This window comes from Streptomyces sp. PH9007 (genome assembly GCF_059813725.1).
The window spans coordinates 2,219,497-2,233,136 of sequence record NZ_CM187440.1 but is presented as its reverse complement, the minus strand read 5'-3'; the positions used below and the strand labels follow the sequence as shown (position 1 = coordinate 2,233,136).

At 72.5% G+C, this 13,640-nt stretch carries 9 protein-coding genes; 4 read left to right on the top strand and 5 right to left on the bottom strand.

The features are described from left to right. Nucleotides 1-73: 73 nt before the first annotated feature. The gene (locus tag ACTFAP_RS10005; RefSeq protein ID WP_495684300.1) at nucleotides 74-1,465 is read left to right on the top strand and encodes an LCP family glycopolymer transferase; all 1,392 of its coding nucleotides are present in this window, start codon (nucleotides 74-76) and stop codon (nucleotides 1,463-1,465) included. 96 nt (nucleotides 1,466-1,561) lie between these two features. On the opposite strand, the gene ACTFAP_RS10000 is transcribed toward ACTFAP_RS10005, so the two are convergent. The 3 genes from ACTFAP_RS10000 to ACTFAP_RS09990 all read right to left on the bottom strand — a co-directional run bounded on the left by ACTFAP_RS10000 (nucleotide 1,562) and on the right by ACTFAP_RS09990 (nucleotide 5,841). Further along, complete coding sequence (locus ACTFAP_RS10000) at nucleotides 1,562-2,107, bottom strand: pyridoxamine 5'-phosphate oxidase family protein (protein WP_500468844.1); 546 nt, start codon at nucleotides 2,105-2,107, stop codon at nucleotides 1,562-1,564. 127 nt (nucleotides 2,108-2,234) lie between these two features. After that, complete coding sequence (locus tag ACTFAP_RS09995; protein WP_200366641.1) at nucleotides 2,235-2,420, bottom strand: hypothetical protein; 186 nt, start codon at nucleotides 2,418-2,420, stop codon at nucleotides 2,235-2,237. A gap of 76 nt (nucleotides 2,421-2,496) precedes the next feature. After that, on the bottom strand, nucleotides 2,497-5,841 hold the full coding sequence (locus ACTFAP_RS09990) for a S41 family peptidase (RefSeq protein WP_500468843.1): 3,345 nt from the start codon (nucleotides 5,839-5,841) through the stop codon (nucleotides 2,497-2,499). Nucleotides 5,842-6,019: 178 nt separating this feature from the next. Between ACTFAP_RS09990 and ACTFAP_RS09985 the strand changes: the two genes are divergently transcribed. Both ACTFAP_RS09985 and ACTFAP_RS09980 read left to right on the top strand, forming a co-directional pair. Next, entirely contained in the window at nucleotides 6,020-8,254 is a 2,235-nt protein-coding gene (locus ACTFAP_RS09985; RefSeq protein ID WP_495684297.1) for an MMPL family transporter, read from the top strand. A gap of 164 nt (nucleotides 8,255-8,418) precedes the next feature. Continuing rightward, on the top strand, nucleotides 8,419-9,189 hold the full coding sequence (locus ACTFAP_RS09980; RefSeq protein WP_500468842.1) for a hypothetical protein: 771 nt from the start codon (nucleotides 8,419-8,421) through the stop codon (nucleotides 9,187-9,189). 72 nt (nucleotides 9,190-9,261) lie between these two features. Here the strand turns inward: ACTFAP_RS09980 and ACTFAP_RS09975 are convergent, their stop codons facing one another. Together ACTFAP_RS09975 and ACTFAP_RS09970 are read right to left on the bottom strand one after the other, a co-directional pair. Further along, on the bottom strand, nucleotides 9,262-10,899 hold the full coding sequence (locus ACTFAP_RS09975; RefSeq protein WP_500468841.1) for a penicillin-binding transpeptidase domain-containing protein: 1,638 nt from the start codon (nucleotides 10,897-10,899) through the stop codon (nucleotides 9,262-9,264). Nucleotides 10,900-10,963: 64 nt separating this feature from the next. Further along, nucleotides 10,964-12,709: a phospholipid carrier-dependent glycosyltransferase gene (locus ACTFAP_RS09970; RefSeq protein ID WP_495684287.1), complete on the bottom strand. Its 1,746-nt coding sequence runs from the start codon at nucleotides 12,707-12,709 to the stop codon at nucleotides 10,964-10,966. Between the two features lie 31 nt (nucleotides 12,710-12,740). Here ACTFAP_RS09970 and rsmI point away from each other — a divergent pair, with 31 nt between their 5' ends. Further along, nucleotides 12,741-13,619: a 16S rRNA (cytidine(1402)-2'-O)-methyltransferase gene (rsmI, locus tag ACTFAP_RS09965; RefSeq protein WP_495684286.1), complete on the top strand. Its 879-nt coding sequence runs from the start codon at nucleotides 12,741-12,743 to the stop codon at nucleotides 13,617-13,619. The last annotated feature ends 21 nt before the right edge of the window (nucleotides 13,620-13,640 follow it).

The window sequence follows — 13,640 nt, the reverse complement described above, 5'->3', positions numbered from 1 at the left end:
GGAACTGGTGTCCGTCCCAGGGCGTCGGATCGAACGACTCATGACGCGCGGAAATTCGTAACGGGGGAGCAGCGTGGCCGGCTCACATCGCTCGAAGAACGCGCCGACGCGACGCAAGCGCGGCACGGACGGCTCGGCGGGCGGGCGCAAGCGCGGCAAACGCGTGCTGCTGTGGACCGCGGGGGTGCTGGCCTTCGTCATCCTGGCCGGCGCCGGCGGCGTGTACTGGATATATCAGAAGCTCAACGGCAACATCACCTCCGCGACCATCGACGACAAGCTCGGCGAGGACCGCCCCGAGGACCTCAGCCCCGGCGCCAAGACCATCCTGGTGGCCGGCTCGGACACCCGTGAGGGCATGGACGACTACGGCGCGGTTGAGGGGATGCGCTCGGACACCCTGATGATCCTGCACATCGCGGAGAACCGGGAGTGGGCCACCGTGGTGTCCATCCCGCGTGACTCCTGGGTGGAGATCCCGTCCTGCGACATGGGCGACGGGGTGATGACCGAGCCGCACCACGCCAAGATCAACGAGTCGTACGCGCTCGGCGGCATCAACGGCGACGCGGGCGGCGCGGCGGCCTGCACCATCCGCACCCTGGAGCAGAACACCGGGCTGCGCATCGAGAACTTCGTCTCCCTCGACTTCCTCGGCTTCAAGGACATGGTGGACGCCCTGGGCGGCGTGGACATGTGCCTGGACGAGCCGATCGACGACGTGAAGGCGCACGTCAGCCTGGAGGCCGGCTGCCAGACGCTGGACGGCGAGGACGCGCTCGGCTTCGTCCGGGTCCGCTACAGCGTCGGCGACGGCAGCGACATCGGCCGTATCGAGCGCCAGCAGGACTTCATGAACGCGCTGGCCGAGAAGGCGCAGTCCAAGCTCACCAGCCCCACCTCGCTGTACGGGTTCATGGACGCGGTCACCAAGTCGCTGACCACCGACCCCGAGCTGGCCAGCCTGGACGCGCTGTACAACCTGGCCACCGAGCTCCAGGGCGTGCCGGCCGACAAGCTGACCTTCATCACGGTCCCCAACTACCCGCGCGAGCTGGACGTCCCCACCGACAAGGCCAATGTGGTGTGGGACTACCCGGCCACCGAGATGCTGTTCACCTCGCTCGCCAAGGACGAGGAGATCACCAAGGAGCAGCTGGAGCAGGCCGCCGAGTCCGCGCCGTCCCCGTCCGAGGTACGCGTGCGGGTGCTGAACGGCACCGGCACCACGGGACAGGCCGCCGAGGTCGCCGACCGGCTGCGGAACCTGGGCTTCCAGGTGGTCTCCACCGGCAACGCCGACCCGGCCGAGACCACCACCATCAGCTACCCGGAGGGCCTGGAGGGCCACGCGGACGTGCTGGGCTCGCGGGTGCCGGGGGCCGAGACGCGGCAGACCACCGACGATCTGCCCGGCGTGCTCACCCTGACGATCGGCGCCGACTTCGACGGCGTCCGGGGCTGACGGGGACGGGGACGGGGCCGGGGCGGTGAACCGCCGCCGGGCCGAGACGCCGAGTGCCGCGCCGGTGGGCGCGGCCCGGCCGCTGCGGGGCGCGGTTCAAAAGCGCCAGCGGGTCTGACCGTAGACGCCCTTGCGGAAGCCGAAGGCGGTGGCCGGGCGCACCTCGAACGCCGCCGCCCGCGGCCCCTCCCCGGACTCCGTCCCGGAGGCGCCCCCGCCCGGCAGCACCAGGAACCCGTCCCGCACGGTGAGGTGCCAGTCCGGACCGTACTTGGCGAGGAAGGCGTCCGCGACGGCCTGGAGCAGGGCGTCGCCGGTGATCCGTTCGGCCCGTCCCTCCACCACCAGATCGGTGCCCCCGGCCAGGGAGTTGCAGCCGGTGGTCAGCACGCAGGCGGGGTTGGCGGCGAGGTTGCGGCCCTTGCGCTCCTGCTCCCCGGTGGTGAAGTACAGCGCCCCTGCGTGGGTGACGGCCAGCACCGGGGTGACATGCGGGGCGTGGTCCGGCCGTACGGTCGAGAGCCAGTACAGCTCGGCGCGTTCCAGCATGGTCCAGGCCTCGGCCCAGGGCATGGCGCGCGCCTCCGGGCTGCTGTAGCGGACATCGAGGGAGGTCAGCGGCTCTTTGCGGGTGCTGGTCATGGTTCCACGGTGGACCGGGCCCGGCGGCCGCGCCACCGCGCGGCCGGCGTGCGGGGCGCGCACCCGTACACCGCTCGTGCCCCCCACCCGGAGGTGGAGGGCACGGCGCACGGAAGGGCCGTTGCGGTCAGGTGCCGCCCTGATCGTCCCGGTACCCCTGGTCCTGGCCGGAGCTGTTCTGCTGCCGGCCCCGCTCGGGGTTCTGGTCCTGGTTCTTGTTCTGGTCCTGCTCGTCCTTGTCCTTGTTCATGGCGTCCTTGGCGCGCTGCTGAAGCTCCTGCGCCTTGTCCTTGAACTGGTCTCCGATGCCCATGGGTGCTCCTTCGCGCGATCGGCAGAAAGAAATGTCCGTTGCATCCCTTTCATTCACCGTCCCACGAACGGCCCAATCACGCACCCGGGCCAGCGGTACGCGGCGGCAGCACGGGTCGCCGCCGGTCCGGAACCTCCCGGTAGTCCGGCGGCGACCCCGGCGGATGCCGCTCCAGCAGGTCAAGCGCCGTGCGCACCGCCGTGTCCAGCACCCCGTACCGGCCCTCCGCCCAGTCCAGCGGGGTCCGCCCGGAGGGAATGTCCGGCGCCACGCCCCAGTTCTCCACGCCCCAGCCGTACCCCTCGAACCACGCCGCGTTCATCGGCACCGTGATCACCGTCCCGTCCCCGAGCCGGTGCCGCCCCGTGATGCCGACCACCCCACCCCAGGTGCGGCTGCCGACCACCGGGCCCACCCCCTGCAACCGGAAGACCGCCGTGATCATGTCCCCGTCGGAGGAGGTCGCCTCGTCCGCCAGCGCCACCACCGGACCGCGCGGCGCGTCCGAGGCGTACGAGACGGGCTGCGCGTTGCGCGTCAGGTCCCAGCCCACGATGGTGCGGGTCAGCTTCTCCACCACCAGCTCGCTGATGTGGCCGCCCGCGTTGCCCCGGACATCCACGATCAGCGCCGGATACGCGAACTCGCGCCGCAGATCCCGGTTGAACTGCGCCCACCCCGAGCCCCCCATGTCGGGGATGTGCACATAGCCGCACTTCCCGCCGGACAGCTGCCGCACCACCGCACGGCGCCGCGCCACCCAGTCCTGGTACCGCAGCGGCTGGTCGTGGATCAGCGGCACCACCGCCACCCGGCGGGTGCCCGCGCCGTCCTCCTCCGCGAACGTCAGCTCCACCGACGTCCCGCCGGTCGCCGCCAGCAGCGGATACGGGCCCGCCACCGGATCCACCGGGCGTCCGTCCACATGCGTGAGCGCCGCGCCCTCGCGCACCCCGGTACCCGCCAGCGGCGAACGCGCCTTGGGATCGGAGGACTCGCCCGGCAGGATCCGCGCCAGCAGCCACGCCCCGGCCTCCTTGGACCGGGTGAAATCCGCCCCCAGCAGCCCCTGCGCCCGCTGGTAGTGCCGCGGCCCCTCACTGCGCCGCGCCCCCGTCACATAGGCGTGCGAGGTGCCCAGCTCGCCCATCACCTCGCGCAGCAGATCGGCGAACTCGTCCGGCGTCGCCACCCGCTCCACCAGCGGCCGGTACTGCTCCAGCACCGCGTCCCAGTCGATGCCGCACATGTCCGGCTCCCAGAAGTAGGCCCGGACGATCCGGCCCGCCTCCGCGTACGCCTGCCGCCACTCCGCCGCCGGGTCCGCCTCGTGCACGATCCGGCGCAGGTCCAGGACCACCGTCGAGTCGCCGTCGCCCAGCTCGGTGGCCGGCACCGCGCGCAGCTCGTCGTCCTCGCACACAACCATCCGCGTGCCGTCCGCGCTCAGCGCGAACCAGTCCACGTCCTCGGTCAGCTCGGTGCGCTTGGCCCGCACCGGGTCGAAGTGCTCCAGCGTGGGCTTGCCCGAGGTGTCGTCCGGGTTCAGGAACGTTTCGCCCAGCGCGCCCGAGATCGGCCAGCGCAGCCACACCAGGCCGCCGCCGCTGACCGGGCACAGCGCCGAGTACTTCGAGGCGGACACCGGGAAGGGCACCACCCGGCTGGCGAGGCCCTCCGCCTCCACCCGCACCGAGCCGTCCGCGCCCGTCGCGCTGCTGGTCTCGTCCGGGTCCAGGCCGCCGGCCGCCGGCCGCCCCTCGGGGGTGATCGCGAACGGGGAACGGGTCGCCGAGGACAGCGGGACGAGATAGGGGCGCGACCCCAGCGGGAAGGACAGATCGCCGCTGTGCACGTCGTACACCGGGTCGAAGCCGCGCCAGGACAGGAAGGCGAGGAAACGGCCGTCGCTGGTGAAGACCGGGCCCTCGTCCTCGAAACGGCCGTCGGTGACATCGAGGACGGTGCGCTCGGCCTCCGCCCACCGCGCGATCTTGATCTGGGAGAGCGAGCGGCCGATGCCGGGGTGCGCCCACGCCAGCCAGCGCGAGTCGGGGGAGAAGGCCAGATCGCGCACGGGGCCGTTGATGGAGCGGATCAGCTCCTGCGGCGCGGTCTCGTCCGGCTCCTCCTCCGCCTCCGGGACCGTCACGACCAGCAGCCGCCCGTCGTGCGAGGAGACCGCCAGCGTCTTGCCGTCGGGGGAAGCGATCAGCTCCAGGACCCGGCCCAGGTCCCCGGTGCGCAGCCGGCGCGGGTCACGGCCGCCGCTGGCGCGCGGCAGGTAGGCGATCTCGATGGCGTCGGCGCCGTCCGCGTCGGTGATGTACGCGATGCGGCCGGTGTCGCCCAGCATCTCCGGCAGCCTGACCCGTACCCCGGGGGTGGCGGCGATGACCCGGGCCGGGCCGTCGCGGTGGGTGAGCCAGTACAGGCTGCCGCGCACGCACACGGCGGAGGCGCGGCCGGTGGTGTCCACGGCGAGCGAGTCGACGTGGCTGGCGGTGGGCACCTGGTAGCGGCGGCGCCCGGCGCGCGGGCCGCCGAGCCGGATGTCCAGGCGGCGCGGTACGGCGGCCGGGTCGTCCAGGTCCGCGGCCAGCCACAGCTGCCCGGCGCAGCTGTAGATGACGCGCTCGCCGTCGGTGGCGGCCTGCCGGGCGTAGAACGCGTCGTGGTCGGTGTGCCGCCGCAGCCCGCTGCCGTCGGGGCGGCAGGAGTAGAGATTCCCGACCCCTTCGTGATCGGAAAGGAAGGCGATCCGGTCACCGACGAACATCGGGCACTCGATGTGGCCCGCGAGGTCCGGGAGGAGGCGCTCGCCGTGCAGCCACAGCTGTCCGGTCGCCCCGCCCCGGTAGCGCTTCCAGGCCGCCGGCTCGTGCGGTGCCTTGGCGGTCAGCAGCAGGGTGCGCCGCTCGCCGCCGCAGCCGCTGACCGCGATGTCGGCCACCGGGCCCCAGGGCAGCCGGTCGCCTGGCGCGCCGTCGAGCGGCACCTGATAGGCCCAGGTGAAGTGGGAGAACGGCTGGTCGTGCGAGCCCACCGCCAGGATGCGCGGTTCCTGCGCCGGCGCGCCGCCCGGGTCGGCGGGGCTCTCGGGGGTCCAGCCGCACACCCGGGTGTCGGCCGAGCCCCAGTACGTCAGCCGGCGGGCCGGGCCGCCGGCGACCGGGGCGAGATGGATCTCCGGGTCCAGGGAGCGCCAGGTGGTGAAGGCGATGTGCCGGCCGTCGGGGGAGAAGCGCGGAGGGCCGAGGCGGGTCCGGTCCACGGTCAGCCGCCAGGCGCGTTCGGTGCGGTGTCCCGGCGCGGGCAGCGGCGCGAGCCACAGATCGTCCTCGGCGGTGAAGCAGACCAGTTCACCGTTCAGATGCGGGAACCGCAGATAGCTGTCTACGTGCTCGGCTTCGTCGCTCACGTGTCCATGCTTCGGTGCAGCATGCCCCAGGGCAACTCGTGAAGGATCAGTTCATGTGATCTAGGCCACATTATGGCAATTTCTCTCATCCTGCCCGCCGGGGTCGGCGTCTCGTGGCATGAACTGACACTTCTCTTTCCTGCACACGCCCTGATACCCGGACAGGAGAACCTGCCCCGTGGCTACGTTTCTATACAAGCTCGGCCGCCTGAGTTTCCGGCGGCGCTGGCTGGTGGTGTCGGTGTGGATGGCACTGCTGGTCGCCGTCGGCGCCGCGGCGGCCACCGCCGGCGACCCCGCCGAGGAAGAGTTCTCGCTGCCCGGGACCGAGGCACAGCAGGCGTTCGACCTGTTGGCAGAGGAATTCCCCCAGGCCAACGCCGAGGCCCTCACCACCAAGGTCGTCTTCCAGGCGCCCGAGGGCGAGACCCTCAACGACCCCGCCAACCAGGCGGCCGTCCGCGCCGTCACCGACCAGCTGGCCACCGGTGACAAGGTCATATCCGTCACCGACTTCTACGAGGGCGGCCAGCTCAGCCCCGACGAGACCATCGGCTACGTCGATGTCACCTACGACGGCTCCTGGGCCGACGTCGACAACGACATGCGCGACCAGTTCGCGTCCGCCGTCGAGGCCGGCACCGACGCGGGCCTGACCGTCCAGTCCAGCGGCGAACTCGTCACCGCCGAGATGAACATGGGCAGCGGCGAGATCATCGGCATCGTCGTCGCCGCCATCGTGCTGGTCATCACCTTCGGCTCGCTGGTCGCCGCGGGTCTGCCGCTGCTCACCGCCCTGATCGGGGTCGGCGTCGGCATGTCCGCCATCGGCGCCCTGTCCGCCACCCTCGGCCTGACCGAGATGACCGGCATCCTCGCGATGATGATCGGTCTGGCGGTCGGCATCGACTACGCCTTGTTCATCGCCTCCCGCTACCGGGCCGAGCTGATGGCCGGGCACAGCCGCGAGGAAGCCGTCGGCCGGGCGACCGGCACCGCCGGTTCCGCCGTCGTCTTCGCCGGCCTGACCGTGGTCATCGCGCTCTCCGGCCTGGCTGTCGTCGGCATCCCGATCCTCACCAAGATGGGTCTGGCCGCCGCCGCCACCGTCGTCGTCGCCGTACTCATCGCCCTCACCCTGGTGCCGGCCGCGCTCGCGATCGTCGGCAAGCGGATCTTCGGCAAGAAGCTGCGCGCCCAGAACCCCGAGACCGGAGTCCCGGCCTCCCTCAGCGGCGGCAAGGAGAACTTCGGCTCCCGCTGGGCCAAGGGCGTCCTGCGCCGCCCCTGGCTGGTGCTGGTCGCCTCCGTCGCCGGTCTCGGCCTGATGGCCGCCCCGGTCGCCAGCCTGGAACTGGGCCTGCCCGACAACGGCACCGCCGCCACGGACACCACCCAGCGCCAGGCGTACGACCTGCTGTCCGACGGCTTCGGCCCCGGCTTCAACGGTCCGCTGATGATCGTCCTGGAGGCGCCGGACGGCGGCGACGTGATGGCGTCCGCCGACACCATCGCCGAGGCCATCGGCGGCCTGGACGACGTGGTCGCCACCGCGCCCGCGTTCCCGAACGAGGCCGGCAACGTCGCGATGATGTCGGTCTTCCCGGGCAGCGGTCCCTCCAGCGCGGAGACCACCGACCTGGTCTCCGAGATCCGCAGCGACCTCGCCCCGCAGCTGGAGGCCGAGACCGGCGTGAACATCCTGGTCTCCGGCCAGACCGCCGCGCAGAGCGACTTCTCCCAGGTGCTCTCGGACGCGCTGGTCCCGTACCTGGCGCTGGTCGTCGGCCTCGCCTTCATCCTGCTGATGCTGGTCTTCCGCTCCGTGCTGGTGCCGCTGAAGGCCGCCCTGGGCTTCCTGCTCTCGGTGCTTGCCTCCCTGGGCGCCGTGGTCGCGGTCTACCAGTGGGGCTGGCTGGGCGCCTTCGGGGCCGAGCCGCAGCCGATCATGAGCATGATGCCGATCTTCATGATCGGTGTGGTCTTCGGTCTCGCCATGGACTACGAGGTCTTCCTCGTGACCCGGATGCGCGAGGCCCACGTCCACGGCGAGTCCCCGCGCCAGGCGATCATCACCGGCTTCAACCTGAACGCCCGGGTGGTCACCGCCGCGGCCGTCATCATGATCTCGGTCTTCGCCGGCTTCATGACGATGGGCGAGTCCATGGTCATGATGATGGGCTTCGGCCTCGCGATGGCGATCCTGCTGGACGCCTTCGTGGTCCGGATGACCATCGTGCCCGCCGTGATGGGCCTGCTGGGCGAGCGCGCCTGGTGGATGCCCAAGTGGCTGGACCGCGTCCTGCCCAACGTCGACGTCGAGGGCGAGACGCTGGAGAAGTACCTGGAGTCCACCGGCAAGGGGCGTCAGGACGCCACCGCCAAGGAGCCCGAGCCGGCCGGCGTCAGCTGACCGTCCCGGAGATCCGGATCCGGGAGACCGGAGTGAACGGAGCCCGGCCGTCCGTACCCGCGTGGTACGGGTGGCCGGGCTCCGGCCGTTCGCGGCCGGTTTTCCTGGTACGTCCCTGGCCCCTGGGCTAGCATCGGCAGCCGGCGACCCCGGGAGGGACCAGGATGCGACGCATCGTCACCACGGCCGCCCTCGTCCTGGCCCTGGCCGCCGCCACGGCCGGCCAGGGGCACGCGGACCCCGCCCCGGACGGCGGCGCCTGTGTCCCCGAAGCGGCCCTCGACACGGCGACCGGCTCGGGCGCCGACCAGGTGCTCGCCCTGGTGGACACCCTGCGCGCGAGTGGCGCGGACGACCCCGCGGTCGACGCCGAACTGGCCGCCCGCGCCTGCCTGGTACGCGCCACCGCCGCCGAACCCCCGATCCCCGACGCCGACCTGATCGACCTCGCCGCACCCGACGTGTACGTCATCACCACCGTGGGCGGCGTCGACCGCTGGGTGGCGATCAGCGCCTGGCAGTGGCAGGAAGCCCCGGGGTATCCGATGCGCGGCGAACAGGGTGTCGCCACCTGGTTCGACGGCGAGATCAGGCCCATCCTCCAGGTGGTCCACCACAGCGGAACCACCCCCGCCTTCCCCAGCGTCAGCCACGAGGACGCCGCCGTCGTCAACGGCCACGGCGTGGGCTTCCTGCTGACGCCCCGGCAGAACGCCACCGACACCGACGTCGCCACCGGCCGCACCGCCCTGGTCTTCGAAGGCACCGGCGGCTGCCGGGACATCACCGTCCGCTCCGCCTTCGCCCACACCTGGAACGACACCGGCATCAGCGGTCTGACCGTCGACGCCGAGGGCCCGGCCTTCGGCTGGACCTCCACCGAAGACCGGGCCCTCGCCCTCAGCCCGCCCACCACCGTGGGCGTCAACTGCTGAACATCGAGCCCCCCACGAGGGGCGCCGGGTTCCGTCCACCCGTTCCGCCGTCCGGCGGGACGGCGCATGCCCCTACGGAGCGGCGCTCAGGACCTGGGCCACGACCGGGCCCGCGTTGCTGCCGCCGTGCCCGGAGTCCGGCACCACGGCGGCCACCGCCAGATCGTTGCGGTACCCGGTGAACCAGGCGTTCGGCTTGTCCTGCCCGTCCACCTCGGCCGAGCCGGTCTTGGCGCCGATGTCCCCGCTCAGCCCGGCCATTGCCTCGGCGGCGGTGCCGTTCACAGCGGTCCGGTTCATCAGCGACCGCAGCTCCTGGGCGGTCGCCGCGGAGGGTCCCGCCGCCGTCGCCAGCTCCCGGCCGCCGATCTCGGCGGGCACCAGGTAGGGCTGCTTGAACGTGCCGGACTTCACGGTGGCGGACACCGACGCCATCGTCATCGGGTTCATCCGCACCCCGCCCTGGCCGATCAGCGAGGCCGCCATCTGCGCCAGCGACTGGGTGGGCACCGCCCCGTCCAGCGTGGACACCCCCACGCTCCAGGTCAGGCCGAGCCCGAACGCGTCACGCGCGTGGTCCCCCAGGGCATCGTCCGACAGCTCGCCCGCCTGGCTGATGAAGGCCGTGTTGCAGGAGGCCGCGAAGGAGTCCGCGAACGTGCCGTCCTTGATCTCGAACTTGTCGAGGTTCTGGAACTTCCAGCCGCCGTGCTCGAAGTACTTCGGGCACGGGTGCTTCGCCCCGGCCGAGGCCAGCCCTTCGTCTATGAGCAGCGACGCCGTCACGATCTTGAAGGTGGAGCCGGGCGCGTAACTGCCCTGCAACGCGATGTCGAAGCTGTCCGCCGGGGCGTTGGCCACGCCCTGGATGGCGCCGGTGCTCGGCTGTATCGCCACCACCGCCGCCCGGTCCTTGTCCGCCACCGCCGCCTCGGCCGCCGCCTGGATCGCCGGCACGATCGTGGTCGGCACCTCGCCGGCCACCGGCTCCGCCAGCTCGATCAGCTCCTCGACCGTCCCGCCCTCGGCGTCCGCGATCCGGGTGATGACCGCAGGGCTGGCGCCCGAGTGGTCCGCGAACCGCTCGCCGATGTCCTCCAGCACGCCCTTGAGCGTCGGATGCGCCTGCGCGGTCAGCTCACCACCCTCGGCGTCCAGCACCGTCACCGGCGGCAGTTCACCGCTGGGCCCGGTCTCGATGCGCTGCCCCTCCACCAGCCCCGGGTACAGCACCGACGGCTCCCAGTCGACGACGATCTCACCCGAGTCGGCGTCCCGCACCACCGTCAGCTCGGAGTCGTAGCTCCACTCCCGCTCCGGCAGCTCCTCGTACGCGATGTTCGCCACCACGCCGAACGGCACCGAGCCGCCCTCGGGGGCGCCCGCGCTCAGCGTGAATCCGCTCACCGACGCGTCCTCGGCCAGCGCCGCCAGCGCCTGGGAGGCGGACCCGGCGTCGTCCGTCAGCGCCGCCGCACCGTCGGTGTCCCCGGCCGCCCAGGCGTCGAGGAAGTCCCCGGAGACCTCGAGCACCTCGGCCGCCGACGGCGGCGCGCTCTCCTCCGGCTTCGCGTCCGAGGTGGACGACGCGTTCTGCTGCCCGCCCTCGTCGCCGTCACCGCTCAGCATGCTGTAGGCACCGAATCCGGCGCCCGTCGCCACCACCACGAAAACCCCAGCGATGACGGCGATCTTCTGCCCGTTCCGCATCCCGTCCCTGCCCCTCGATCCACCCCGCGTGCGCAGCCTACAAGCAGCCGCTGACCCTCCGTGTTCAGACCCAGGTGCCCAGCCACATTCGGGCCCGCCATCCGTCGACCGGAATCTCCTGGCCCGCGTAGATCGGGTAGAAGTAGATGAAGTTCCACACGATCAGCAGCACCAGCACCCCCGCCGCGACCACACCCAGCGCGCGCCGCCGCTCCGGGCAGCCGGGCGGCCCCAGCAGCGCCCCGATCAGCATCGTGACCGCCAGACACAGGAACGGCACCAGCACCACGGCGTAGAACGAGAAGATCGTGCGCTCCTGGTACATCAGCCACGGCAGATAGCCCGCCCCCACCGCGCACAGTACGGCGCCCGCCCGCCAGTCGCGGCGCAGCAGCCAGCGCCACAGCGCGTACACCAGCGCCGCGCAGGCCGTCCACCACAGCAGCGGGGTGCCCAGCGCCAGCACCTCGCGCACACAGCCCCCGGCCCGGTCGCAGCCGTCCTCGCCCGGGTCGCGCGACTCGTAGAAGTACAGCACCGGGCGGCCCATCACCAGCCAGCTGAAGGGGTTCGACTCGTAGGAGTGGTCCGAGGTCAGCCCCAGATGGAAGGTGTACACCTCACTCGTGTAGTGCCACAGGCTGCGCAGCGGCCCCGGCACCCACTCCCAGGCGCTGGGCCCGGCGCCCTCGCGCTCCGCCCAGGTGCGGTAGTAGCCGCCCGAGGTCGCGAACCATCCGGTCCACGACACCAGGTAGACGGCGAGCGAGACCGGCACCAGCGCGAGGAAGGCGGGCAGCGCGTCCTTGCGCAGCGCGACCAGCGGGCCGTGCGGGGCGCCGGCCGTCCGGCGGGCGGCCGCGTCCCACAGCACGGTGAGGATGCCGAAGGCGGCCAGCACATACAGGCCGTTCCACTTGGTGGCGCAGGCAAGGCCCAGGCAGACTCCGGCGGTGATCCGCCACGGCCGCAGGCCGAGCCCGAGCCGTTCGGCGGTGGGCCGGTGCGGGCGCAGGACGGGTTCGCCCGCGGTGGGCAGCGCGGCGGCGAGCCGTTCCCTGGCCCGGTCGCGGTCCACCAGCAGCGCGCCGAAGGCCGCCAGCAGCCAGAACATCAGCACCAAGTCGACCAGCGCGGTGCGGCTCATCACGAAGTGCAGCCCGTCCACCGCCATCAGCAGCCCGGCCAGGCAGCCCAGCGCGGTGGAGCGGAACAGCCGGCGGCCGATGCGGCAGAGCATGAACACCGACAGGGTGCCGAGCAGGGCCACCATGAAGCGCCAGCCGAAGGGGTTCATGCCGAACGCCCACTCGCCGAGCGCGATCATCCACTTGCCCACGGGCGGATGCACGATGTACGCGGCGGCGTCGGTGGCCGGGATGTCGCCGTCGATGATGCGCTGGTTCGCGTCGTCCGGCCACACCGTCTCGTAGCCGTGCTGGAGCAGCGACCAGGCGTCCTTGGCGTAGTACGTCTCGTCGAATATGACGGCGTCCGGCTCGCCGAGCCGGGTGAAGCGCAGCGCCCCGGCGAGGGTGGCGACCAGCAGCGGGCCCAGCCAGCCCATCGCGCGGGCCAGCGCGGCGGCCGGTCCCGGCGCGATCCCGAAGTAGCGCCACAGGCGCCCGGCCGGGGCGGGAGGGGAGGGCGCCAGCCGTTCGCGCACCCCGCGCGGGCCCGGCGGGGGCCGGTAGCCGAAGGACCGCAGCCGCTCCGTCCAGCCACCGCCGCCCGCGCCGCCGCCCGGCTCGGGGCGGGGCGGTGCGTCGGTCAGCGTCCGGCCGCTCTCGCTACTGCTCACGCGGGCCATCTTGACATCCGGGCCTGGGAGGATGGGGCGTATGACGGAGGAGACGCAGTACACGGCGTACGAGGGGGAGCTGGGCACCCTGGTGCTGGCGGGCACCCCGATCGGTGATCCGGCGGACGCCCCGCCCCGGCTGGGCGGCGAACTGGAGGCGGCGGACATCGTCGCCGCCGAGGACACCCGCAGGCTGCGCCGGCTGACCCAGGCGCTGGGGGTGCAGACCGGTGGCCGGGTGGTGTCGTACTTCGAGGGGAACGAGACGGTCCGCACCGCCGAGCTGATCAAGGAGCTGGTGCGCGGCGCCCGGGTGCTGCTGGTCACCGACGCCGGCATGCCCTCCGTCTCCGACCCCGGCTACCGGCTGGTCGCCGCCGCCGTCGAGCGCGGGGTACGGGTGACCGCGGTGCCGGGGCCCTCCGCCGTGCTCACCGCGCTGGCGCTGTCCGGGCTGCCGGTGGACCGGTTCTGCTTCGAGGGGTTCCCGCCGCGCAAGCCGGGGGAGCGCTCCGCGCGGCTGCGCGAGGTCGCCGAGGAGCCGCGCACGCTCGTCTACTTCGAGTCGCCGCACCGGCTGGCCGCCACCCTGACCGCGATGGCCGAGGTCTTCGGCACCGAGCGGCGGGCGGCGGTGTGCCGGGAGCTGACCAAGACGTACGAGGAGGTACGGCGCGGGCCGCTGGCCGAGCTGGCCCGCTGGGCGGCGGAGGGGGTACGGGGGGAGATCACCGTCGTCGTCGAGGGCGCCCCGGCCGCCGGGACGGCCGAGGTGGACGCGGAGGAGCTGGCGCGCCGGGTGGCCGCCCGCGAGGAGGCCGGACAGCGCCGCAAGGAGGCCATCGCCGAGGTCGCCAAGGAGGCCGGGCTGCCCAAGCGGAACGTCTTCGACGCGGTGGTGGCGGCCAAAGCGGACTAAAATGGTGTGAAGGTCTCCAAG

Coding starts and splice junctions, on each gene's coding strand:
- ACTFAP_RS10000 (WP_500468844.1), bottom strand. CDS start 2,107: ATGACCAGCACCCGCAAAGAGCCGCTGACCTCCCTCGATGTCCGCTAC.
- ACTFAP_RS09995 (WP_200366641.1), bottom strand. CDS start 2,420: ATGGGCATCGGAGACCAGTTCAAGGACAAGGCGCAGGAGCTTCAGCAG.
- ACTFAP_RS09980 (WP_500468842.1), top strand. CDS start 8,419: ATGCGACGCATCGTCACCACGGCCGCCCTCGTCCTGGCCCTGGCCGCC.
- ACTFAP_RS09975 (WP_500468841.1), bottom strand. CDS start 10,899: ATGCGGAACGGGCAGAAGATCGCCGTCATCGCTGGGGTTTTCGTGGTG.
- ACTFAP_RS09970 (WP_495684287.1), bottom strand. CDS start 12,709: ATGGCCCGCGTGAGCAGTAGCGAGAGCGGCCGGACGCTGACCGACGCA.
- rsmI (WP_495684286.1), top strand. CDS start 12,741: ATGACGGAGGAGACGCAGTACACGGCGTACGAGGGGGAGCTGGGCACC.